Source organism: Williamsia muralis NBRC 105860, from assembly GCF_001598915.1.
Classification (GTDB): domain Bacteria; phylum Actinomycetota; class Actinomycetes; order Mycobacteriales; family Mycobacteriaceae; genus Williamsia; species Williamsia muralis.
On record NZ_BDAP01000003.1, the window covers coordinates 1 to 23,551 of the forward strand.

General features: G+C 65.3%; 15 protein-coding genes and 3 tRNA genes. 6 read left to right on the plus strand and 12 right to left on the minus strand.

Translation table 11 applies throughout. The features are described 5' to 3' along the window. On the plus strand, positions 1-8,939 hold an 8,939-nt coding region (locus tag WIMU1_RS12070), incomplete at its 5' end, for a type I polyketide synthase (protein ID WP_062797662.1). Beyond that, positions 8,936-9,346, plus strand: a complete 411-nt coding sequence (acpS, locus tag WIMU1_RS12075; RefSeq protein WP_062797664.1) for a holo-ACP synthase AcpS — start codon at positions 8,936-8,938, stop codon at positions 9,344-9,346. The genes WIMU1_RS12070 and acpS, both read left to right, overlap by 4 nt. A gap of 16 nt (positions 9,347-9,362) precedes the next feature. Here the strand turns inward: acpS and WIMU1_RS12080 are convergent, their stop codons facing one another. After that, positions 9,363-10,061, minus strand: coding sequence for a TetR/AcrR family transcriptional regulator (locus WIMU1_RS12080; RefSeq protein WP_084248217.1), 699 nt, complete (start codon positions 10,059-10,061; stop codon positions 9,363-9,365). A gap of 18 nt (positions 10,062-10,079) precedes the next feature. Continuing rightward, the gene (gene bcp / locus WIMU1_RS12085) at positions 10,080-10,553 is read right to left on the minus strand and encodes a thioredoxin-dependent thiol peroxidase (RefSeq protein ID WP_062797666.1); all 474 of its coding nucleotides are present in this window, start codon (positions 10,551-10,553) and stop codon (positions 10,080-10,082) included. 144 nt (positions 10,554-10,697) lie between these two features. On the opposite strand from bcp, the gene WIMU1_RS12090 reads away from it, so the two are divergent. Then, positions 10,698-10,919 (plus strand): DUF3618 domain-containing protein, encoded by a 222-nt coding sequence (locus tag WIMU1_RS12090; protein ID WP_099385042.1) that lies wholly within the window; start codon positions 10,698-10,700, stop codon positions 10,917-10,919. A gap of 22 nt (positions 10,920-10,941) precedes the next feature. Here the strand turns inward: WIMU1_RS12090 and WIMU1_RS12095 are convergent, their stop codons facing one another. After that, a complete protein-coding gene (locus WIMU1_RS12095; protein WP_062797668.1) occupies positions 10,942-12,351 on the minus strand; it encodes a chloride channel protein in 1,410 nt (469 codons plus the stop codon). 148 nt (positions 12,352-12,499) lie between these two features. Then, positions 12,500-12,572: transfer RNA gene (locus WIMU1_RS12100), tRNA-Lys, on the minus strand. A 236-nt stretch (positions 12,573-12,808) separates the two neighbouring features. On the opposite strand from WIMU1_RS12100, the gene WIMU1_RS12105 reads away from it, so the two are divergent. Continuing rightward, positions 12,809-13,987 carry a L,D-transpeptidase gene (locus WIMU1_RS12105; RefSeq protein ID WP_062797670.1) on the plus strand — a complete coding sequence of 393 codons (1,179 nt, stop codon included), beginning with the start codon at positions 12,809-12,811 and terminating at the stop codon, positions 13,985-13,987. Between the two features lie 462 nt (positions 13,988-14,449). Here the strand turns inward: WIMU1_RS12105 and WIMU1_RS12110 are convergent. The 7 genes from WIMU1_RS12110 to WIMU1_RS12140 all read right to left on the minus strand — a co-directional run bounded on the left by WIMU1_RS12110 (position 14,450) and on the right by WIMU1_RS12140 (position 19,773). After that, positions 14,450-14,525 (minus strand) — tRNA-His (locus WIMU1_RS12110). Between the two features lie 85 nt (positions 14,526-14,610). Continuing rightward, positions 14,611-15,210, minus strand: coding sequence for an oligoribonuclease (orn, locus tag WIMU1_RS12115; RefSeq protein ID WP_023960479.1), 600 nt, complete (start codon positions 15,208-15,210; stop codon positions 14,611-14,613). A gap of 63 nt (positions 15,211-15,273) precedes the next feature. After that, positions 15,274-16,077: a mycolate reductase gene (gene cmrA, locus WIMU1_RS12120; RefSeq protein WP_062797671.1), complete on the minus strand. Its 804-nt coding sequence runs from the start codon at positions 16,075-16,077 to the stop codon at positions 15,274-15,276. A gap of 27 nt (positions 16,078-16,104) precedes the next feature. Further along, positions 16,105-16,611, minus strand: coding sequence for a nitroreductase family deazaflavin-dependent oxidoreductase (locus WIMU1_RS12125; RefSeq protein ID WP_062797673.1), 507 nt, complete (start codon positions 16,609-16,611; stop codon positions 16,105-16,107). Positions 16,612-16,635: 24 nt separating this feature from the next. Then, a complete protein-coding gene (locus WIMU1_RS12130; RefSeq protein ID WP_084248220.1) occupies positions 16,636-18,681 on the minus strand; it encodes an NADPH-dependent 2,4-dienoyl-CoA reductase in 2,046 nt (681 codons plus the stop codon). Positions 18,682-18,722: 41 nt separating this feature from the next. Next, positions 18,723-19,280 carry a PadR family transcriptional regulator gene (locus WIMU1_RS12135; RefSeq protein ID WP_030163788.1) on the minus strand — a complete coding sequence of 186 codons (558 nt, stop codon included), beginning with the start codon at positions 19,278-19,280 and terminating at the stop codon, positions 18,723-18,725. Positions 19,281-19,374: 94 nt separating this feature from the next. Beyond that, positions 19,375-19,773, minus strand: coding sequence for a DUF6188 family protein (locus tag WIMU1_RS12140; RefSeq protein ID WP_062797677.1), 399 nt, complete (start codon positions 19,771-19,773; stop codon positions 19,375-19,377). Between the two features lie 101 nt (positions 19,774-19,874). On the opposite strand from WIMU1_RS12140, the gene WIMU1_RS12145 reads away from it, so the two are divergent. After that, the gene (locus tag WIMU1_RS12145) at positions 19,875-21,239 is read left to right on the plus strand and encodes a phenylacetate--CoA ligase family protein (RefSeq protein ID WP_062797678.1); all 1,365 of its coding nucleotides are present in this window, start codon (positions 19,875-19,877) and stop codon (positions 21,237-21,239) included. Between the two features lie 21 nt (positions 21,240-21,260). On the opposite strand, the gene WIMU1_RS12150 is transcribed toward WIMU1_RS12145, so the two are convergent. Further along, positions 21,261-21,334 (minus strand) — tRNA-Arg (locus WIMU1_RS12150). An 89-nt stretch (positions 21,335-21,423) separates the two neighbouring features. On the opposite strand from WIMU1_RS12150, the gene WIMU1_RS12155 reads away from it, so the two are divergent. Beyond that, positions 21,424-23,550: a bifunctional copper resistance protein CopD/cytochrome c oxidase assembly protein gene (locus WIMU1_RS12155; RefSeq protein WP_084248221.1), complete on the plus strand. Its 2,127-nt coding sequence runs from the start codon at positions 21,424-21,426 to the stop codon at positions 23,548-23,550. The last annotated feature ends 1 nt before the right edge of the window (position 23,551 follow it).

A 23,551-nucleotide genomic window follows, 5' to 3' on the forward strand; every position in this document is an offset into this window, starting at 1 on the left:
ACGCACACAACGCCGAAGAATCGGTACCTGCCGACCATGCTCTCGCCGCGGCGCCGGTGTCGGTGCCGGGCATCCTGCTTGCTCAGCTGGCGGCCATCAGTGCCACTCGCAAGCAGGGACTCGACCTCGGCGAGCTGACCCCTGTTGCGGCGATCGGACACTCGCAGGGTGTGCTGGGCACCGAGGCGATCAAGGCCGCAGCCGAGGATGGCGGACTGGGCGACGGCGCACTACTGGCCGTAGCGCATCTCATCGGCGCGGCGGGTGCTTTCATCGCCCGTCGGCGAGGCCTCACCTCCGACGCTGCCGGAAGCCCGATGCTGTCGGTCGCGCAGGTCGATCCGGCCCGCATCCAGACACTCGTCGACGACTACGCGCTGACGCTGCGCGAATCGGACCGTGAATCGGCGCCTGTGCTCTCGATCGTCAACGGACGACGCTCCGTGGTCCTCTCAGGAGCTCCGCGCCACCTGTCGGCGTTTGTCAGCCAGTGCGAGACGCTTGCCGCCGCAGAGGCCGCCGAACGCAAGAAGAAGACGACCGGCGGCACCGCCTTCGCGCCGGTCTTCGATCCGCTGTCGGTGTCGATCGCCTTCCACCATCCGGCGCTCGAGGCCGCCTGTGATCTCGTCGCCGACTGGGCTGCCGTGTGCGGCATCGACCCCGTGGCCGCACGACGACTCGCCGCGGCAGTGCTGGTCGACAAGGTCGACTGGGTCGACGCCCTCGACGACGTCGTCAGTGCCGGCGCCAAGTGGATTCTCGACCTGGGCCCCGGCGACGTCGCCACCCGGCTGAGCGTTCCCGTGGTCCGCGGGCAGGGCGTCGGCCTGATCTCGGTGAGCCAACGCGGTGGGCAGCGCAACCTGTTCGCGCCCGGAGGCATCCCCGACGTCCAGCGCCCGTGGAGTACTTACAGCCCCAAGATCGTTCAGCTTCCCAACGGTCGCCACGTGGTGGAGACCGCGTTCACCCGTCTCACCGGGCGATCGCCGATGCTCCTCGCCGGAATGACGCCGACAACGGTCGACCCCGCGATCGTGGCCGCGGCCGCCAATGCCGGACACTGGGCCGAACTGGCCGGTGGCGGGCAGGTGACCGAGGGCATCTTCGCCGACAACGTCGCCAAGCTGACCGAACTCCTCGAGCCGGGCCGTCAGGCGCAGTTCAACACCCTCTTCCTCGACCCCTACCTGTGGAAGCTGCAGATCGGCGGCAAACGCCTCGTGCAGAAGGCACGTGCAAACGGCGCGCCGATCGACGGTGTCATCGTCTCGGCTGGTATCCCGGAGCTCGACGAGGCCGTGGCGCTGGTGTCCGAACTCGCCGACGCGCAGATCCCGTACATCTCGTTCAAGCCCGGCACCATCGGACAGATCCGTTCGGTGATCCGCATTGCTGCCGAGGTACCGCACTACCCGGTGATCGTCCAGATCGAGGGGGGCCGCGCAGGAGGCCATCACTCCTGGGAGGATCTCGACGACCTCCTCCTGGCCACCTACGCCGAGCTGCGCGCCCGCCCCAACGTGGTCATCTGCGTCGGCGGCGGAATCGGGACAGCCGAGCGGGCCAGCGAATACCTCACCGGAGTCTGGTCAGCGGCCCACGACTACCCGCTCATGCCGCTCGACGGCATCCTGATCGGCACCGCCGCCATGGCCACCAAGGAGGCGACCACGTCGCCGGCGGTCAAAGAACTCCTGGTCAACACCCCGGGCTGCGACGAGTGGATCGGCGCAGGCTACGCAACAGCCGGAATGGCCTCGGGCCGAAGCCAGCTCGGCGCCGACATCCACGAGGTCGACAACGCGGCGTCGCGATGTGGCCGACTGCTCGATGAGGTGGCCGGTGACGAAGAGGCCGTGCAGGCTCGTCGCGACGAGATCATCGAGGCGCTCACCGGAACGGCGAAGCCGTACTTTGGCGATGTGGCGCAGATGACCTACCGCCAGTGGCTCGAGCGTTATGTCGAGCTCGCCGTGGGTGAGGCCACCGGGGCAGCGACATGGGCCGACGTCACATGGCGTCAGCGCTTCATCGAGATGCTGCAGCGCGCCGAAGCTCGTCTCAACGATGCCGACCGCGGTCAGATCCCGACGCTGTTCGGTCACACGTCGGCCACCGACAATGCCGGTGCAGCCATTGATGCGCTGGTCGCGGTGTACCCGGCTGCCGACACCGACGTTCTGCACCCGGCCGACCTGATCTTCTTCCTCGACCTGTGCCGTACGCCCGGCAAGCCGGTCAATTTCGTCCCGGTCATCGACAAAGACGTGCGTCGCTGGTGGCGCAGCGACTCCCTGTGGCAGGCCCACGATCCGCGCTACGGCGCAGACGAGGTGTGCATCATCCCGGGACCCGTCGCCGTCGCAGGCATCACCCGCGTCGACGAACCGGTTGGCGAGTTGCTCGACCGCTTCGAAGCCCAGGTGGTCACCGATCTCCACGGCATCGGCGTAGAGCCCTTCCCGGTCAGCGCGCGACTTCGTGCGGGCCTGGTCGACGTGGAAGGCGTGCTCGGCACCGTCGTCGAGTCGCTGAGCGTGCAGTGGTCCGGGCGCCTCGTCGCGAATCCTGTTGCTTTGCTTGGTGACCGGGATGCGTGGGAGTTCCCCTCCACCGAGCGTGGTGAGCACGAACCGACCGGGGCCGTCCTCGAGCGCACCTCCGACGGAGTCGTCCTGACCGTGCCGATCGGCAAGGCCACCGTTGCCATCCCGATGACCGTCGACGAGTCGATCCTCGACGGTGGGTCACCCAAGGTCACCATCGAAGGTGCCGCAGGCGCGATGCGCCAGATCCTGGCTGTCGCAGCCGGTGGATCCCTGGCGTCGGTGACCGATGGCGCGGCCACACGCACCGTCACGTGGGACCCGGACCTGGTCGCCGACCACGCCGCGGTCACCGCGTACACCCTTCCCGAGCATCTGAGTGCTTCGGTCCCGCAGGGCGTCACCGGGTTCGCCAACCCCGACACGCTGGTCGGATTGTGCTGGCCCGCCGTCTTCAGTGTCATCGGATCAGCGACGACCCAGTCCGGCGAGCCTGTGGTCGAAGGCCTACTCGATCTGGTCCACCTCGATCATGTTGCGTCCACCGTCGGCGAACTGCCGCGCGTGGCAACAGATTTGACGGTCACCGCAGCGCTGTCGGGTGTCGTCGACACCGACCTGGGCCGTGTGGTCACCGTGGTGGTCACCATCTCCGACGCCGACCGCCAGATTGCCGAGATGACCGAACGGTTCGCCGTACGCGGACGCACCGGCGACGGCGAATTGACCGATCCGAGCCGGGCCGGTGGTGCACTGAGCGCCAAGTCAGGCGAGGCGACCCGCAAGAAGATCCGCGAAGTCACCATCGCAACCCCGTCGCGGATGCACGGATTCGCCCTCGTCTCAGGCGATCACAACCCTATTCACACCGACATGTCGGCAGCGAAGATGGCCGGTCTGGGCAGCCCTATCGCTCACGGCATGTGGCTGTCCGCGGCTGCACAGCACGTCGTGACCGCCACAGACGCCAAGAACCCCATCCCGGTGCCTCGCGCACTGCTCGGCTGGACCGCTCGTTTCCTGGGCATGGTTCGCCCCGGTGACGAGGTCACCATCCGCGTCGACCGCGTTGGTATGGACGCCGGCCGCGACGTCATCGAGGTCAGCGCGAAGGTCGGCGACCTGCTCGTGATGAACGCCACCGGCCTCCTCGCGCCTGCCAAGACCGTCTACGCGTTCCCCGGGCAGGGCATCCAGAGCAAGGGCATGGGACTCGACGCACGGTCGCGTTCCAAGGCTGCCCGCAAGGTCTGGGACCGGGCGGACAAGCACACCAGGGATGCTCTCGGCTTCTCGATCCTGGCCGTGGTCCGCGACAACCCGACCACACTCTCGGCAGGCGGCACCACCTACCACCACCCTGACGGGGTGCTGTTCCTGACGCAGTTCACACAGGTGGCCATGGCCACTCTGGGCGTCGCGCAGATCGCCGAACTCAAGGAGTCGGGCGGTTTCGTCGAGAACGCCATCACCTGTGGTCACTCGGTGGGCGAGTACAACGCGCTCGCCGCGTGCGCCGGGGTGCTGCCGTTGGAGGCTGTCCTCGAGGTCGTGTTCCAGCGTGGCGAGGCCATGCACCACCTGGTCCCGCGAGATGCGAAGGGCCGCAGCGATTACCGCATGGCCGCGATCCGGCCGAGTCAGTTCGGACTGGCCGACGCCGATGTCATGGACTGGGTCTCGCAGGTCGGCGAACGCGCCGGTGAGTTCCTTGAGGTCGTGAACCTCAACCTGCTCGGCTCGCAATACGCGATCGCAGGCACGGTCCGAGGACTCGAGGTGCTGGAGGAGGAGATAGAAGAACTCCGTGCCAAGGCGGGCGGCAAACGCTCGTTCATCCTGGTTCCCGGGATCGACGTCCCGTTCCACTCCACCGTGTTGCGTGCGGGTGTGCCCGACTTCCGGCATCGTCTGCAGGACCTGCTTCCCGAGCACATCGACCCCGACATCCTCGTGGGCCGATACGTACCGAACCTGGTCCCACGCATGTTCAACCTGGGCCGCGACTTCGTCCAGGAGATCGCCGACCTGGTGCCCTCCGAGCCCCTCGACGATGTGCTGGCCGACTGGGATACGTGGAGTGCCAAGCCCGGTGAGCTGACCCGCGTACTGCTGATCGAGCTGCTCGCGTGGCAGTTCGCCAGCCCGGTGCGCTGGATCGAAACACAGGATCTGCTGTTCACCCCGGTCGAGCGTGGCGGAGCCGGAGTGGAGCGGTTCGTCGAGGTCGGCGTGAAGTCGGCTCCGACACTCAGTGGCCTCGCCGGCAACACCCTCAAGCTGGACGACTACCTTCAGTCCGCCGTTCAGGTGCTCAACATCGAGCGTGACTCCGACGTCATCCTGGCGAAGGACAGCGCACCGGATGTGGAGGAAGACGAAGCACCTGCCGTCGAGGCATCAGCTGCCGCAGCGGCGCCTGCCGCCGAAACAGCGGTCGCGGCACCGGCTCCCGTCGCGGCCCCCGCGGATTCGGGTCCCCGTCCCGAGGACATCTCGTTCGGCCCGTCCGACGCGGTCGACGCTGTCATCGCGCTGTGGACGAAGATCCGCATCGATCAGATCGGCGCTGCGGACACCATCGAGGCACTGTGTGACGGTGTGTCATCCCGGCGCAACCAGTTGCTTCTCGACATCGGCGGAGAACTGGGTCTCGGTGCCATCGACGGCGCCGCAGAGGCCGAGATGCCCGCGCTCGCTTCGACGGTGAACGCGCTGGCCCGCGGCTACAAGCCGCTCGGTTCGGTGCTCACCGACGCCGTCGGCGACCAGATCCGCAAGGTGTTCGGACCGGTTGGCAAGCGCGCGTCGTACATCGAAGACCGCGTCACCTCGGTGTGGCAACTCGGCCCCGGCTGGGCGCTGCACACCAGCGTTGCGGTCGCTCTCGGTAGCCGCGACGGCGTCAGCGTCCGCGGTGGCGACTTGGGTGACCTGGTCTCGGAGGCGCCTTCGAACGCCGACGGTATCGACGCCCTGATCGATGCTGCGGTCGCGAAAGTCGGCTCCAACAAGGGCATCTCGGTGAGCAAGCCTGCCGTCGGCGGGGGCGGCGGAGGCGGAATGGTCGACGCTGCAGCTCTCGGAGAGCTCACCGAGCAGTTCACCGGGCGCACCGGCGCTCTGGCCTCGGCCGCGCAGACCATCCTGCAGAAGCTCGGCCTGGCGGACGAGCCCGAGCTCGCTGCACCTGCCGAGGACAACACCGCGGTGCTCGAACGTGTCAGCGCCGAACTGGGTTCGGATTGGCTGCGTGTGGTGGCCCCGGCATTCGACGAGCGCCGCGCGGTGCTCATCGACGACCGATGGGCCAGTGCTCGCGAGGACCTGGCACGGCTGTGGCTCGAGGACGAGCACGTCATCGACAACGAGTTCTACGACATCAGCGGCAAGTTTGTCGGCGCGGGCGAGACCGTCTGCCATCAGGCCACCTGGTGGCAGGGCAAGGCGCTCGCGAACGGACACCAGGTGCACGCTCGGGTCTACGCGCAGATCGCCCACGCGGCCGAAGATCCGCAGCCCGAGACCTACGCCGACGACATCGCCGTCGTGACCGGAGCCAGCAAGGGTTCGATCGCTGCCGCAGTGGTCGAGCAACTGCTCGCCGGCGGGGCCACCGTGGTCGCGACGACCTCGCGTCTCGACGACAACCGGCTGGCGTTCTTCAAGTCGCTCTACCGTCGCAGTGCCCGCGGAGACGCGGCGCTCTGGGTTGTCCCGGCGAACCTGTCGTCGTACACCGACGTCGACGAGCTGGTCGAGTGGATCGGTAGCGAGCAGACCGAGAACCTCGGCGGCAAGACCGGAGTGCTCAAGCCGGCGCTCAAGCCGACTCTGCTGTTCCCGTTCGCCGCACCGCGGGTCGCCGGCGACCTCACCGACGCGGGCGGCCGCGCCGAACTGGAGATGAAGGTGTTGCTCTGGTCGGTGGAGCGGCTGATCGCCGGTCTCGGCGACATCGCGGCTGACCATCATCTGGCGGCTCGGCTGCATGTGGTGCTGCCAGGCTCGCCGAACCGCGGGATGTTCGGTGGCGACGGCGCTTATGGCGAGTCCAAGGCCGCGCTCGACGCACTGGTGAAGCGCTGGGCCGCGGAGGATTCGTGGAACTCCAAGGTCACCCTGGCGCACGCGTTGATCGGGTGGGTCACGGGCACCGGGCTGATGGGCCACAACGATGGACTCGTCGAGGCTGTCGAGGCCGCAGGTGTGAAGACCTGGTCGACCCACGAGATGGCCACCGAGCTGCTCACGGCGGTGACGCCCGAGAGTCGGGTCCAGGCCAGGACCGAACCGTTGCAACTCGACCTGACCGGTGGACTCGCCGACGCCACGCTCGACATGAAGGCGTTGGCACAGGCCCAGGCGGATGCGCTGGCCGCAGTTGACGACGAGGACGAGTCCGACGAGCCGACACTGGCCGCACTGCCTGCCCCGGCCCGGGCGCCCGAGTCGACCACCCCTGCGTGGGGCAAGATCGACGCGCGCCCGGAGGACCTGGTCGTGATCGTGGGTGCCGGTGAACTCGGACCGTACGGCAGTGCACGGACCCGGTTCGAGATGGAGGTCGAAGACGAACTGTCGGCGGCCGGCGTTCTCGAATTGGCGTGGAGCACAGGCCTGATCACGTGGGAGGCCACACCGAAGCCCGGTTGGTACGACGCCGAGTCGGGCGACCCGGTCGCCGAGTCGGAGATTGCTGATCGCTACCACGACGCCGTGGTCGAACGCTGCGGCATCCGCCGGTACGCCGACGACGGCGACATGATCGACAACTCGTCACCGTTGCTGACCTCGGTGTACCTCGACAACGATCTGACCTTCTCGGTGGCGTCGGAGGGGGAGGCACGCTCCTTCCTCTCGGCTGCGCCGGACAAGACCAAGATCAAGGTCGACCCGGACAGTGGCGAATGGCAGGTGACACGTCAGGCGGGCACCGAGATCCGCGTACCGCGTCGATTCAAGCTCACCCGCACCGTGGGTGGCCAGATCCCGACCGGGTTCGATCCCACCCGCTGGGGTGTGTCGGCCGACATGGCCGAGTCGATCGATCGGGTTGCGCTGTGGAACCTGATCGCCACTGTCGACGCCTTCCTCGCTTCCGGTTTCGAACCGTCGGAATTGATGCGGTGGGTGCACCCAGGCCTGGTTGCCAACACCCAGGGCACCGGCATGGGCGGCATGACGTCGATGCGATCGCTGTACCTCGACACCTTCACCGGTGAGGCCAAGGCGAACGACATCCTGCAGGAGGCACTGCCGAACGTTGTTGCAGCACACGTGGTCCAGTCGTACATCGGTAGCTATGGCGCGATGATCCACCCGGTGGCCGCCTGCGCCACCGCGGCGGTGTCGGTCGAAGAAGGTGTCGACAAGATCAAGCTGGGCAAGGCGTTGTTCGCGGTCGCCGGTGGGTTCGACGACCTCGGTATCGAGGGCATCGTCGGGTTCGGCGACATGTCGGCCACCGCCGAGACGGCCACGATGGAGGCCAAGGGCATCGATGCCCGCAGGTTCTCCCGGGCCAACGACCGTCGTCGCGGCGGATTCGTCGAGTCGCAGGGTGGCGGAACGATTCTGCTGGCCCGCGGTGACGTGGCCGCCGAGATGGGTCTGCCGGTTCTCGGTGTGGTCGGATGGGCGCAGAGCTTCGGTGACGGCGTGCACACGTCCATCCCGGCCCCCGGCATCGGTGCACTCGGAGCCGCTCGCGGACACCAGGATTCGGGTATCGCCCGGTCGCTCCGTCAGCTCGGTGTCAGTCCTGACGACGTGGCTCTGGTGTCCAAGCACGACACGTCCACCAAGGCCAACGACCCCAACGAGGCGAACCTCCATGAGAGGCTCGCCGAGGCGATCGGTCGTAGCGACGGTGCGCCGTTGTTCGTGGTGTCGCAGAAGTCGCTGACGGGCCACTCCAAGGGCGGTGCGGCAGCCTTCCAGCTGATCGGTCTGTGCCAGGTGTTGCGCGACGGCGTCATCCCTCCCAACCGCAGCCTCGACTGCGTCGACGAGGTGATGGCCGAGCACAAGCATCTGGTGTGGCCTACTGAACCGTTGCGATTCGGCGAGAGGTTCGCCCTCAAGGCCGGCCTCTTGACGAGCCTGGGCTTCGGGCACGTGTCCGGTCTCATCGCCGTGGTGCACCCGGAAGCTTTTGTGGCCTCGCTTGATCCGGCTGAGCGTGAGCGTTACCGCGCCGCGGCAACCGAACGTGCGCGGCTGGGCCAGCAGCGTCTGCTCGAGGCCATGTGCGGCGGCAAGCCCGCCTACCAGCGGCCCCCGAACCGCCGGTTCGACGACAGCTCCTACGAGGGCGATCAGGAAGCGGCAATGCTGCTCGACGCGGAGGCTCGTCTGTCGGCGAACGGAACCTACGGCGGATGACGGTCATCGGAGTGGGGATCGACCTCGTGTCGATCCCCGGCTTCGCCGAGCAGTTGAAACAGCCCGGCACCACATTCGCAGATCGGTTCACGGTGGGGGAGCGGCGTGATGCCGCCTCGGGCACCGGGGACGAGGCGAGGCATCTCGCGGCCCGGTGGGCGGCGAAGGAAGCGGTGATCAAGGCATGGTCGGTGAGTCGTTTCGCGCGCTCGCCCCTGCTCCCGCTGATCCGGCATGGCGACATCGAGGTCGTCACGGATGCATGGGGCCGGCCGGCCATTCGACTGGGCGGTGAGATCGGTACGCACCTGGCAGGAACAGTGGTGCACATCTCGCTGACCCATGACGGCGACATGGCGGGTGCGGTCGCGGTGATCGAAGAGGCTCCGCAGTCGCAGACTCAGTAGTTCCTGCGCCTGTGAATCACCGTGCGTTGCGGTTGTTCTCAGGATCTTCCAGGAGCATGTAGCGTCCCAGCATGCGCTTGAGTTCGGTGACCGTCGCGGAGTGGTTCTGACCTTCTTGCACCGAGAAGCTGAGCAGCGAGTACGCCGTGTGCACCAGGAGTTCGGACATCAGCGCCCGACGCCTGCGATCGGGGGTCAGTGGGGCGATGATCCGCGCGACCAATTCCGCCAGCGCACGCTCGTGCACGGTGGCAGTGGCACGAGTGGCAGGCGTCGACTGCACAGCGAGCCACACCGCGCGGCGGGACGGATCGTCGTGCCACAGCTGCGCCAGGTGATCGATGAACTTCTCCAGTAGGCGAGGCCAGTCCAGAGACGGAACCTCCGCGGCGAATCTGGCCAGTTCGCTCTGTACCCCGGCAGCGTCTTCTCGATCGAGTTCGCAGACCACGACGTACTTGTTCGCGAAGTACTGATAAAGCGTCCCGATCGGGACGTCGGCGCGCTGCGCGATGTGCTCACACGTCAGCGACTCGAAGCCCACCTCGATCAGCAGGTCGCGCGCAGCGGCAAGCATCGCATCGAACCGCAGTTGGCTGCGTTGCTGCGTGGGCCGTTTGCGCGGAACGAGTGGTTCGGAACTGAGCAACCGAGAGACACCGGTCTTGAGGGCGCCGGAATCCCCGGTGCCGGTACCGGACTGCCGCTGGGCCATGGCCACAGGTCGCTTCGGCTAGACCGAGAGGTCGCGGCGAAGTTTCGCCACGTGCCCTGTGGCGCGCACGTTGTACTGTGCCACAGCGATTTTGCCCTCGGCATCCACCAGGAAGGTGGATCGGATCACTCCGGTGACGGTTTTGCCGTACATCATCTTCTCACCGAACGCACCCCAGGCCGTGAGGACTGCCTTGTCCGGGTCGGACAGAAGCGGGAACGTCAGCTCCTCCGCGTCGCGGAACTTGGCCAGTTTTGCGGGCTTGTCCGGAGAAATGCCGATGACCTCGACACCCGCGTCGTTCAGCTCGCCCAGGTTGTCACGGAAGTCGCAGGCCTGCTTGGTACAGCCCGGAGTGCTGGCAGCGGGGTAGAAATAGACGATCACCTGACGTCCCCGATAGTCGTCGAGCGAGACGGTGTTCCCGTCGGCGTCCGGCAGGGAAAAGCCTGGGGCCTTGTCGCCCACTGCGAGTCGTGTGTTCTCAGTCATCGGGTTCAGGCTAGCCGAGGACGCAATTCGTGTGGCGGAACACTGGCAACCCGGGCTGTGAACTACCGTAGAGCCCGAGAACTGACCGGCCGCTCCGCGCCTTCGTACGAGCGCGGGGAGTGGACTTCACCGATGGAGGACCTTGTGGGACGCGATACCGACGACATCGAGCGCGAGATCGAACGGGCCCGCGACGAACTCGCCGAGACCCTCGACGCGCTTGCGACCCGTGCCAATCCTCAGCGGCTGGCCGAAGACGCCAAGGCCACTGCGCTCGTGACCCTCCAGAAGCCGGCGGTCGCGGGAACGCTGATCGCGGTCGGAGTCGTCGTGGTCGCGATCGTCATCAAGAAGATCGTCTCCTGAGCATCTGACCGACTGAGCAGCTTCAGTCGAGCGGCCGGGACCCCGACCGCTCGACCGAAGCCGCTTCCCGGTCCTCGCGCTGAGCGCGATAGATCGAGTCCCCGCTCCGCAGCACCAGCAGGTAGGCGATACCCACGGCGACCATCCCGCCGGGGAGCAGGGTGTAACCGCCGGTCATCTCGGCCACCATCAGCATCACCGCTATCGGCACACGGGCGATGGCGCCGAAGCAGGCCATCATCGCGACGATGACAAACGCCGCCGGCGCCTCGGGTACGCCGGGCGCGAACGGCTCCAGCAGTCGCCACAGCGCCGCGCCGACGAATGCGCCGATCACCATGCCCGGACCGAAGATGCCTCCGGCGCCTCCGGACCCGATCGACAACGACGTCGCGAGGATCTTGGCGAAGGGGAGTGCCAGCACGATCCACAGCGGCATCGAGGCCAGTGTCTCCGCGCTCATCGCTTCCTGCACCCAGCCGTACCCGCTGCCCAGTATCTCGGGCATCGCCAGGGCGAGCAGGCCCACCAGGAGACCGCCGACGGCGGGTTTGACGATCCGATTGCCGGGCAACCGGGCGAACACGCTGACCGTGCCGTAGAAGAAGCGGCTGTACAGGATTCCCACGCCGCCCGCGAGTAGTCCGATCACGGCGAACCAGATGAGCTGTGTGGGTGACTCGAGTCTGTAGTCGTCGGCCACGAATCCGAACAGCGGATCGTAGCCCTCGACCGCGCCGAATACGCTGTAGGCGGTGACAGACGAGATCAACCCGGGGATGAGCGTCCGGAACTCGAAGTCGTTGCGGTACAAGATGGCTCCCGACAGCACCGCGCCACCCAGAGGGGCGCCGAAGATTGCCCCGATGCCTGAGCCGATCCCGATCGCTACCGCGATTCGGCCGTCGTCGTCGGTCAGATTCAGCCATCGCGTGAACAGCGACCCGAATCCTGCGGAGATCTGTGCTGCCGGTCCTTCCCGGCCCGCAGATCCGCCGGAGCCGATGGTCAACGCGCTCGCGACCATCTTCACCCCCACCGCCCGCATGCGGATGCTGCGCGGACCGGAATGGACGGCCTCTATCGCGGCATCGGTGCCATGCCCTTCTGCCTCCGGTGCGAACCGTGCGACGAGAACGGCCGAAGCAAGCGCGCCTCCGGCGACGACGAGGGGGATTGCCCAGGGCCGACTGAAACCGTCTGAGTGGCCCGTGTCGCCGTCGCGTCCGGCCTGGGGAGGTTCGTAACCGCCGAGGCCTTCCAGGAGGAGTCGGCCGGCCAGCTCGAGCATCTCGAAGAAGACCACCGCGCCGAGTCCGGCGACCACGCCGATGGAGATGCCCAAGACCAGCCACCTGACGGCATAGCTCGAACGTTCGAGTCGGCTACCGATTCTGGCGCCGAGCGCTACGACAGCAGCCCCTCGCGTCATTGGGATGACAGTAATGGGAAGAGCGTGTCCAGGTGCGACAGTTGATGATCGATCACGTGCGACCGGTCAGGTGGCTGTCGATTGTTCAAATGATCTTTGGCCGTTGCGGCCCGAGCAGGAATTGAAGTGGTGCAGTCAATCCGAGAAGTGCGCCATCAGGGACTCGAACCCCGAACCCGCTGATTAAGAGTCAGCTGCTCTGCCAATTGAGCTAATGGCGCGCGTTGTTGCGACTTGGAACGTTAGCAGGACTCATGCGGAAAACGAAAATCGCGTGGTCGCAGAGGTGAAAACGGTCCGTTTTGACCGCTCGTCGCGTTTCCTGTCCGTCACACATTGCCCGTAGACTCTCCTCAGTTGGTTGGTGCCCACTCGTTGGGCTTTAGGGGATGTTTGGAGTGTGATGGGGTTCACGCAGACCTCGGTAGGACAAGGGGCTCGAAAGTCCACTGTTTTCATGGTTTTCCTGATCGCACTCGCCGCGGTGATGTCGGCGTGTGCCTCCGATGCCCCAACGCCCAAGTACAGCGATCAGGTTGTCAGCACCACACCGTTCGACGATCTCCTGCAGCCGGCGGTGAAGATCACCGGTTTCGCGGACAAGCCCGTGGTCGACGGTGATGTGGGGTTCTCGCCCGGTGCGCCCGTGAAGGTCACCGCGAGCGACGGGCGTCTCACCGACGTCCAGATCACCAACTCGGCGGGCGCACCGGTGCCGGGCACGCTGTCGCCGGACAAGAAGAGCTGGACCGTGGCCCCCGGGTCGTTCGGCTACAACAAGACCTACACGCTGACCGCTGACGCCAAGGGCATCGGTGGAAGCACCAAGGCGACCACCTCGTTCACCACGAGTTCGCCCAACAACCTCACCCAGGCCTACCTACTGCCAGAGGACAATTCGACTGTCGGCGTCGGGATGCCGGTGTCGATCCGATTCGATGAGGCGATCCCCAACCGCAAGGCTGCGCAGGACGCGATCACGGTCCGTACCGACCCACCTACCGAGGGCGGCTTCTACTGGCTCAGTGACACCGAATTACGCTGGCGCCCGGCGCAATTCTGGAAGCCCGGCACCAAGGTCGATGTCGCGGTCAACACTTACGGGATCGACCTGGGTGACGGTCTCTTCGGCCAAGAGAACATGAAGACCAAGTTCACGATCGGTCGCGAGCTCATCGCCACCGCCGATGACAACACCAAGACCATCACCATCACGGAGAACGGCAAGGTCATCAAGACGATGCCGACGTCGATGGGCAAGGATTCCACGCCCACCGACAACGGCACGTACATCATCGGTGATCGTCTCGACCGAATCGTGATGGATTCGTCCACCTACGGTGTCCCCGTCAATTCTCCGGCCGGGTACCGGCTGGACGTCGACTACGCGACCCAGATGTCGTGGAGCGGCATCTACATCCACTCCGCGCCGTGGTCGGTGTACGCGCAGGGCAGCGAGAACACGAGCCACGGATGCCTCAACGTCAGCCCGGAGAACGCGCTGTGGTGGACTCAGAATTCGTTGCGTGGGGACGTCATCACCGTGAAGAACACTGTGGGTCCCGAGCTGTCGGGCACCGACGGCCTCGGTGACTGGAACATTCCGTGGGAGACCTGGAAGCAGGGCAACGCCTGAGGCTTAGCGCGTCCCCGTCATGGGGGCGGCTGGATCGACTCCGAGGCGTGAGCCCGCCTGGTGATCGCTTCGCGCGGGGAGTAGTCCCACCGCGCCTGCGTCGTCGGAGCTGCTAGGTGCACGCCTTGCGGTGGCTCGCACTTGGTGACGGTCGCGTGTGTACCTCGGACCTAAGACGCCGGCCCTGTCCTCCTCAGGGCATTACGTACGTGAGAGGCCGACCTGCGGCCTCCGCGGCCTTCTCCGGGCCCGTATCCGTCGCGCTGTGACGCCGGCGAGGGTCAAGGCAGCCACACGCCACTGAGTTGTCGTGTTGGACATCCTGCTTGGTGAGGCGAGCCGAGAATCAATAGCGCGGCGAAGATATGGCCGCCCGATGGTGCGATGTCGGCAGCGGTCGAGAACTGCTGGAAATACAAAGGCCGGTGCTTGCGCGATCAGCGCTCACACCGGCCCTCGTGTTGGGGTGGACGACGGGACTCGAACCCGCGACAGCCAGAATCACAATCTGGTGCTCTACCAACTGAACTACGCCCACCATCGATTCCGCGTTAGCGGAACCAGGGACTTACTCTAGCGGCTCGCCGGTCCGGAATTCCAATCGGTTACCCGGCCTGTCGCCATCAGGCCGGACCGAGCGTTTTGGTCACTTCCTCGATGGCCGACGATTCGGGCCCAGGAGGGGCGACAAACGCTGTTGCCCGGTAGTACTTGAGCTCCCGGATCGATTCCCGGATGTCGGCCAACGCACGGTGTGCCAGGCCCTTCTCTGGCTGTCCGAAGTAGATGCGCGGGTACCACCGGCGGCACAGCTCTTTGATCGAACTGACGTCGACCATCCGGTAGTGCAGGTACGCGTCGAGTTCGGGCATGTCCCGGGCGATGAAGCCGCGGTCGGTGGCGATCGAGTTGCCGGCAAGGGGGACTGCGCCGGCGGTGTCGATGTGCTTGCGCAGGTAGTCGAGGACCTGCTTCTGCGCCTGCTCGATGGTCACTGTGGACGCACGCACTTCTTCGGTGAGTCCGGATGCTGCATGCATCTTCTTCACCACCGCAGGCATGGCCGCCAGGGCGTCGTCGTCGGCGTGGATGACCACGTCGACTCCGTCACCGATGATGTTGAGTTCGCTGTCGGTGATCAGGGCTGCGATCTCGATGAGCTTGTCGCTGCGCAATTGCAGCCCGGTCATCTCGCAGTCGATCCACACAAGTTTGTCTTGCACCCCACAACCCTAGTTGAGCGGTTCGTGGCGTCATGCCCTGACCTGCGCCCGCCCGGGGCGGACCTAGTCGCCGAGCTTGCGGTAGAACGAGCCGACGATCGGTGCGGTGAACTTTCGGGGGGTGTAGCCACCGGCAACCGACATCGCCTTGGAGAGCGCCCCGGGGACCACGCGCATCTTGTTTCGCTTCAGGGCGTCGAGGCTGAGTTTCGCAACTGACTCGCTCGAGTTCCACATGAAGTCGGGGACCACACGATCGACGATGCTTGCCTCTTCGGGCGTCGGAGTGTGGGTTCGCACAGGTCCCGGCGCCAGCAGAGTCACGTGCACACCTTGGTCTGCCACCTCACCCCGGACCGATTCGGAGAGGGTGTTCACAAACGCCTTGGTTGCCGCATAGGTGGCGTTGTTCGGGATCGGCATGTTGCCCGCCGCCGAACCGACCATGAGGATCCCGCCGGCTTTGCGTTGCACCATCTGCGGCAGAACCGCGAGTGTGAGGTCGTGCACGGCAACGGTATTGAGCCTCACCTGTGCTCGCTCGTATTCTGGGTCCAGCTCGGACAACGGTCCGAAGGTGGCGATGCCCGCGTTGTTGCACAAGATGGAGATCTCACGGTCGCGGAGCTCGTTGCAGAGAGTGTCGGTCGCGGTCGGATCAGAGAGATCGGTGGCACGCACCTCCACCTCGACACCGAACGTCGCGCGCAACTCGGTCGCGGTCGCGATGAGGATTTCCTCGCGGCGGGCAGCCAAGATCAGGGAGTGCCCGCGTCGGGCGAGCTCGGTCGCGAGTGCTGCGCCGATACCCGACGATGCGCCGGTGACGACTGCCCTGGCTGACGGTGTCGGATGGGGGATAGGCATGGCGCCGATCGTATCGGGAGGATGCCTTCAGGTGGCCGACAGCCGGAACATGCGGATGTCTCGCGAGGTCTTGCTGCGATAGATCGCGTAATTGCGCGCCACTTTTTCGAACTCGCGATAGAGGCGTTCCTTTTCGCTGCCCTCGACAAGCGTGGCAGTCGCCGCGATCTCGGTTCCGTCGATGTTCACCGACGCCGAGGGGTTCGCGAGGAGGTTCGCGGTCCAGGCGGGATGGTGGGCCTGTCCGAAGTTGGACCCGACCACGTAGAGGTCGGGGTCCTCGCGGTAGTAGAGAAGGGGCGATACCCGGTGTTGCCCGCTCTTCGCGCCGATGGTCGTCAGCAACATGGTGGGGGCCCCGACCGGACCGGCGATGGTGAACCGTCCTCTGCTACGGATCAGAAGTCGCCGGTCCAGCGGAATCATCCTGCGTGCCAACCACGTTCCGGGTGAGGTGGCCGCCACCGCGAACATGACCCGGTTCAGCGGCGAGCTACTCGAGCCCCAACGCCTGTCGGGAAATGGTGCGGTCACGGCTTCACCCTTCGTGGTTTGGCTTCAGACGATACTTGCGGCGACCTCGGTGCCCTGGCGGATCGCCCGTTTCGCGTCGAGTTCGGCGGCCACGTCGGCGCCGCCGATGACGTGGGTGCTCACACCCGCGACGGTCAGCGGGTCGACGAGCTCGCGCACCGACTCCTGACCGGCACACACCACCACGGTCTCGACGTCGAGCACACGCGTGGTGCGCTCGCCGCCTTCCTCTTTGGGAGCGAAACTCAGGTGCAGACCCGCATCGTCGATCTTGTCGTAACTGGCGCCGGAGATCTGCTCGACGCCTTTCATCTTGACTGTTGCACGGTGCACCCAGCCTGAGGTCTTGCCCAGCGTTTTACCCTGCCGGCCCGGTTTGCGCTGCACGAGATACACCGTGCGGGCAGCAGGGGTGGGACGTGGTTTGCCGACAAACCCCGGCACGCCCAGGTCGTCGGTGATGCCCCACTCTTCTGCCCATTCCTTGACGTTCAGGGTGGGGGAGTCGTCGACGGTGAGGAATTCGGTGAGGTCGAAGCCGATACCGCCGGCTCCGATGACAGCAACGGTCTTTCCGATTGCCTTGTGGCCGAGCACAGCCTCCGCGTACGACATCACCTTGGGGTGGTCGATACCGGGGATGTCGGGCATGCGCGGGGTGACGCCGGTCGCCACGACGACGTCGTCGAACTTCTCGTCGATCAGTTCTTCAGCGCTGACCCAGGTGTTCAGGTGGACCTGCACACCGGTCGCCTCGAGCTGGGCTGTGAAGTATCGGATGGTCTCGGAGAACTCTTCTTTCCCGGGAATCCGCGCTGCGATCGAGAATTGACCGCCGATGTGTTCTCCCGCCTCGTACAGGTGCACCTCATGCCCCCGCTGTGCGGCGGAGACCGCAGCCGACAGTCCGGCCGGTCCAGCACCCACCACGGCGACGCGCTTGGACTTACGGGTGGTGCCGAGCGTCAGCGTTGTCTCGCGTCCTGCGCGGGGATTGACCAGGCATGACACCTTCTTGCCGACGAACGCATGGTCGAGGCACGCCTGATTGCAGGCGATGCACGTGTTGATCTCGGCGGCTCGCCCGGCCTCCGCCTTGTTGGCGAACTCGGGGTCGGCCAGTAGAGGGCGCGCCATCGAGATGGCATCGACTCGTCCACCCTCGAGGATCTGCTCGCCGAGTTCGGGGGTGTTGATGCGGTTGGATGCGATGAGCGGAATCGACACCTCTTCGCGCAGGCGCTCGGTGTAACTGACAAACGCCCCACGAGGAACGGACGTCACGATGGTGGGTACCTGCGCTTCGTGCCAACCGATGTCGGTGTTGATCGCGTCGACACCGTGCTCTTCGAGTTTGCGTGCCAACAGGGCGATCTCATCCCACGTCTGGCCGTCTTTGACGAGGTCGGCAATGGACTGGCGCATGATCACCATGAAGTCGGGGCCGACTCGTTTGCGGATCTCTTTGACGATCTCCACAACGATTCGCTGGCGGTTCTCGGTGCTACCACCCCATTTGTCGGTGCGGTCATTGGTGCGCTTGCACAGGAACGTGTTGAGCAGGTAACCCTCGCCGCCCATGATCTCGATACCGTCGTAACCAGCCTCGCGAGCGAGCTTCGCGCAGCGCCCATAAGACCAGATCGCATGCTTGATGAGGGCGTCGTTCATCTTGATCGGCTGAAACGGGTGCACCGGTGATTTTTCCCAGCTGACACTGAACTTGAACGGTGTGTACCCGTACCGGCCGGCGTACAGCACCTGCATCGCGATTTTGCCGCCCTCTTTATGCACCGCACTGGTGAGGCGTCGGTGGCGGATCACGTCGAGCTTGTTGGTGAGTTTGCCCGCGAACGGCGACAGCAGGCCCGCACGGGTCGGTGCGATTCCGCCGGTGATGATCAGTGCCGCACCGCCTTTGGCTCGTTCGGCGTAGTAGGCGGCGAGCTTGTCGACGTCCCAGAGGCGATCCTCCAGACCGGTGTGCATGGAACCCATGATGACGCGGTTCTTGAGTTCGACCTTGTTGATGGTCAACGGCTCGAACAGTTTTGGGTACGGGTTGGTCACGGGTGGAACCTTTCTTGTCACGGGGGCTGGCCGCGACGCTTTCAGTTGCTGGGTGGTTCGTCGAGCTGAGCGCTCAACGCGCCGATCACTTCGTCACACCACTCGATGAACCCGATCTCGATACGCACTCCACCGCGCAAGACCAGGTATTGCTTGAGCTTGCGGAAGTTGAGGGCGTCGGGGTCGGGGTAGTCGTTTTTCTCGAATTCCTGGTAGAGCCTCAGTCGGCCTTCGTGCAGGTCGCGATGGCGCTTCAGTTCTGCGATGAGTCCGGGTAGGTTGCCGAACTCGGCGGCCCTGATCTTGACGCCCAGTTCGTCGCGTAGCTGCTGAGGTTCGGTGGGGGAGCTGACCCACTCCCTCAGCGCCACACGCCCTTTGGCTGACAGCGTGTAGACCTTCTTGTCCGGTCGGCCGTCCTGCGCAACGGATTCGAAGCTCACCAGACCGTCGGTGTGCAGCTTTTTGAGCGTCCGATAGATCTGCTGATGTGTGGCCGACCAGAAATGGCCGATGGACCGGGTGAACTGTTGCCCGATTTCGTAACCGGTGCCCGGACGCTCGGCGAGCGAGGTCATGATCGCGTGTTCGAGTGCCACGTCAGCACCATACCCGTGCAACTGCGCGCTATGCAACAGTGTTCATATGCCAGTTTCTACTAGGTCTGAACTGCGAAACAGGCGCTACTGCCGTTCAGTGGGCGGCGTGATGGTGCTCGATCACGCGAATTTCACCGGACCGCTCGCACGTTGCGTACCCCTGCCGTTTCGCGAACAGCTCCCACGACGGCCCTTCCGGGTCTGCCGGAACGTCGATGCTGCTGCCGTCGCCGAACTCCATGTGCAGGTCCCCGTTGTCAGTGCATTCGGCCACCGAGCATCTACTGCCCAGCATGGTGAACAAGGGACGTTGCTCGGGGATCACGTTGGCCGGATCGATGTCGTCGTGGTCGATCCCTCGTCCTCCGATGGGTGGTGAGGTCAGTGAGAAAGGCGACCACAGCACCAGCTCGCAGTGACCGTCGAAGAAGAACGTCAAGTTGTCGTCGAATGTGAGTCGTTCGACGTGATGGCCTTGTATCCACAGGTGCACGGCTACCTCCAAGTGGTGTACGTCACATTCGACTGTCGCGCACATACGCGAGTTAGGCAAGAAGAACGCCGGTCAGCAGTTGCTCGTGACAGTGTCGATTCGTGACTGAGCTGGATGACGATCTGAAGGCATTGCAACGCGACATACGCAATGCGGTGCGTGAAGCACCCGGTGGGATCGACGAAAGACAACGGCGACGACTCGACGAGCTTGTCGCACACGTCCGGCAATATTCACCGTACTTCGGGCGGCTCTACCGGGATCTTCCCTGGTCCGGTGCGCCGATCACGGACTTGCCGATCACGTCGAAAACCGAGCTGATGGACTCCTTCGACGAATGGGTGACCGATCCGCGGGTGACTCTGGATGGCGTACAGAAGTTTGTCGGCGACCAGGCCTCGGCAGGTTCGGCGTTCCTCGGCGACTACCTCGTGACGACCACGTCGGGCACCACCGGGCATGTCGGCTATTTCGTCACCGAGGAGTTCGCATTTCGTGTCACGCGGGCACTGGGCACGCGGGAACGCAGGATGTCGGTGGTCGAGACCGCGCGATTCCTCCGACGTGGCCGCCGTACCGCCGTGATCGCGGCGACGAGCGGTCACCACATGGCGCGGGCTCTGCTCGCCCGTCAGCAGGTCCAGGCCGGAGAAAGGCAGTTGGCGAGATTGCTTCCGGTGGACACCCCCATCGGTGAGCTCGTCGACCAGCTCAACGCCTTCGATCCCGCTGTGCTGAGCGGTTATTCGAGCACGTTGTTGCTTCTCGCCGAAGAACAGGCTCGACGACGATTGCACATCAGGCCGGTCATCGTGCGCCCGATTGCGGAAGGAATGACCCCAGAGATGGCGAAGCGACTTCGTGATGCCTGGCAGGCGCCGGTGGTCAACAGTTACGGGGCCAACGAATGCATGTTCATCGCACGCGAATGCGGCCTGGGCTGGCAACACCTGAACGCCGACTGGGTTGTTCTCGAACCGATCGACCGAGACGGGAGACCCACGGCCCCCGGCGTCGCATCACACTCGGTGTTGCTGACGACCCTGTTCCGTCGGGTGCAACCAATCATCCGGTACCAGCTGGGCGACAGCATCACCATGAAATCGGATGCGTGTGAGTGCGGCAACCGCCTTCCAGCGTTTCGGGTGTCCGGCCGCGTCGCCGAGTTCCTGCATGTCGAATCGTCGGGCGGGGTGAGGGAGTTCGCTCCCTCGGAGATCGGCGCTGCACTCGGTGCCGTGACCCGTTGGGCCCAGTACCAATTCGTCCGGACGTCCGCGACCAGGGTCGGAGTGCGTGTTCGCCCGGTCGTAGGTGATGACCGTGCGGTGGTCGCTGCGGAGATGGTGGCCGGACTGACGACATTCTTCGTCGAGCGGGGCGTTCCGGAAGTGACGGTCTTCGACACCGGAGAATCGCCGCAGCAGAGCCCGGGGGGCAAATATCTGCGAGTGGTGTCGCAGTGAACATGCGACATCAGATCTCGGTGCCCCCGGCAGGACTCGAACCTGCGACCTAGAGATTAGAAGGCTCTTGCTCTATCCACCTGAGCTACGGAGGCGTGCCGACTTGTCGGCGCAGGCGAGTATATCGGCCGGTGCAATCGCGGGCGGACGCAGCTCACACCCGTGTGGTGCCTACCCTGGTGGGATGAGTACGACTACAGCCGATTCGATCGACATCCGCCGCAGCGGGGCGGCGAGCATCGGCTGGGTTCTGTCCTGGGTCGCGGCGGCTGTGGCCATCGCGGTCACGGCCATCTCGGCGAGCGTTGTGCTCGATCTGGCCGGCGTCGGTGATCCCGGCGCCCTGACCCGGTACGGGCTGCCCACCGTCCAGACGATCGGGGAGGTCGGGGCCGTCGTGGCTGTGGGCGGCACGCTGTTCGCGGCGTTCTTCGTCCCCCCGCAATCGGACGGGGTACTGGATGTCGGCGGCTACCGAGCCATACGATTCGCCGCGGTCGGGGCCCTGGTGTGGGCGATCGCCGCGTTGCTGATGATCCCGCTCACAGTGTCTGACACCTCGGGTTTCCCGCTGTCGGAAACGATGTCAATCGACCGTTTGATCACCGCCCTCGACCAGATCGCCGATGCCCGTTCCTGGCTGTGGACCGCGATCTTCGCGTTGATCTGCGCCGTCGTAGCCCGCATCGCCCTGCGCTGGACCTGGACGCTGATCGCATTGCCGCTGGCTCTGCTGACACTCATGCCCACCGCTCTTGCCGGGCACTCGTCAACCGGCGGCAGCCACGATTACGCCACCAACAGTCTCATCCTGCACATCGTGGGTGCCTGTCTGTGGATGGGTGGACTCTTCGCGGTCCTCGTCTATGCGCGCGGAGGCGGTCGTCACACGACCCTGGCAGTCCGGCGATACTCGCGCATAGCGTTCTGGTGTCTTGTTGTCGTCGGTGCCAGCGGAGTGATCAATGCGTTGATCCGAGTGCACCTCGACCAGTTGTTCACCGAGACATACGGCCAACTCGTTGTGGCGAAGACCGTCGCGCTGGTTGTACTCGGCGGCTTCGGGGCCTGGCACCGACGCCACACGATCTCGACATTGTCGGCGACGGAGAACCGGACACCCTTGATCCGGTTCGCCCTGGCCGAGTTGTTTGTCTTTGCGGCGACCTTCGGCCTCGCGGTCGGACTGTCCCGCACGCCGCCACCGGCCAACGTCAACCCGGCCGATATGCCGGCCACCGAATTGATCCTGGGCTACCGACTGGATGAAGCGCCGACCATCGGGCGGATATTCGTCGACTGGCGCTTCGATCTGCTGTTCGGCACGCTCGCCATCGTCATGGCGGTTGTGTACCTGCGAGGCGTGTACCGGCTGCGCAAACGTGGCGATGCGTGGCCGATCGGTCGCACAATCGCCTGGATGCTGGGGTGCGCCGCATTCCTCTTCGCCACGTCGTCGGGCCTCGGAAAATATGCGCCGGCGCTGTTCAGCGTCCACATGGTGGCGCACATGATGTTGTCGATGCTGGTGCCGGTGCTACTGGTTCTCGGCGGCCCGGTGACACTGGCGTTGCGCGCCATACCGCCCGCGGGCAGGACTGCTCCTCCGGGGCCACGCGAGTGGATTCTCGCCGTCCTGCACAGCCCGTACTCGCGCTTCCTCACCCACCCGCTGGTCGCGTCGGTGCTGTTCGTCGGCAGCTACTACGTGCTGTATCTCGGCGGCCTGTTCGAGATGCTGGCCGAATATCACGCAGCGCACGTGGCGATGAACTTGCACTTCCTGATCAGTGGCTACCTCTTCTACTGGGTGGTCATCGGCATCGACCCGTCGCCGAGGACCCTGTCACCGGTGGCAAAACTCGCCATGGTCTTCGGGTCGCTCCCGTTCCACGCCTTCTTCGGTGTCGCCCTGATGAGCACCGACAACGTCATCGCGCGGTCGTACTACAACAGCCTTCTGCTGCCGTGGAATCCCGATCTGCTGAGTGACCAGCGGCTCGGTGGGGGCATCGCCTGGGCGGCCGGCGAGATACCGCTGGTGCTGGTGATGTTGGCGCTGCTGGTGCAGTGGAGCCGACAGGACCAACGTCAGGCGACTCGGTTCGACCGACGGGAAGATCGCGACCACGATTCGGAGTTGGCGAGCTACAACGCGATGCTCGCCCAGCTGGCCGGTAAGCCAGGTGGGCCGGGGCAGGCCGGGGCGAAGGCGACAACCGCAGTAGCGGACGACCACGACATCGAAGCGGACGGCGGCGAGGTTGTCGACGTGGACGCGAGCGAGACAGGTCCTGGCGCCCGTAAGTGAC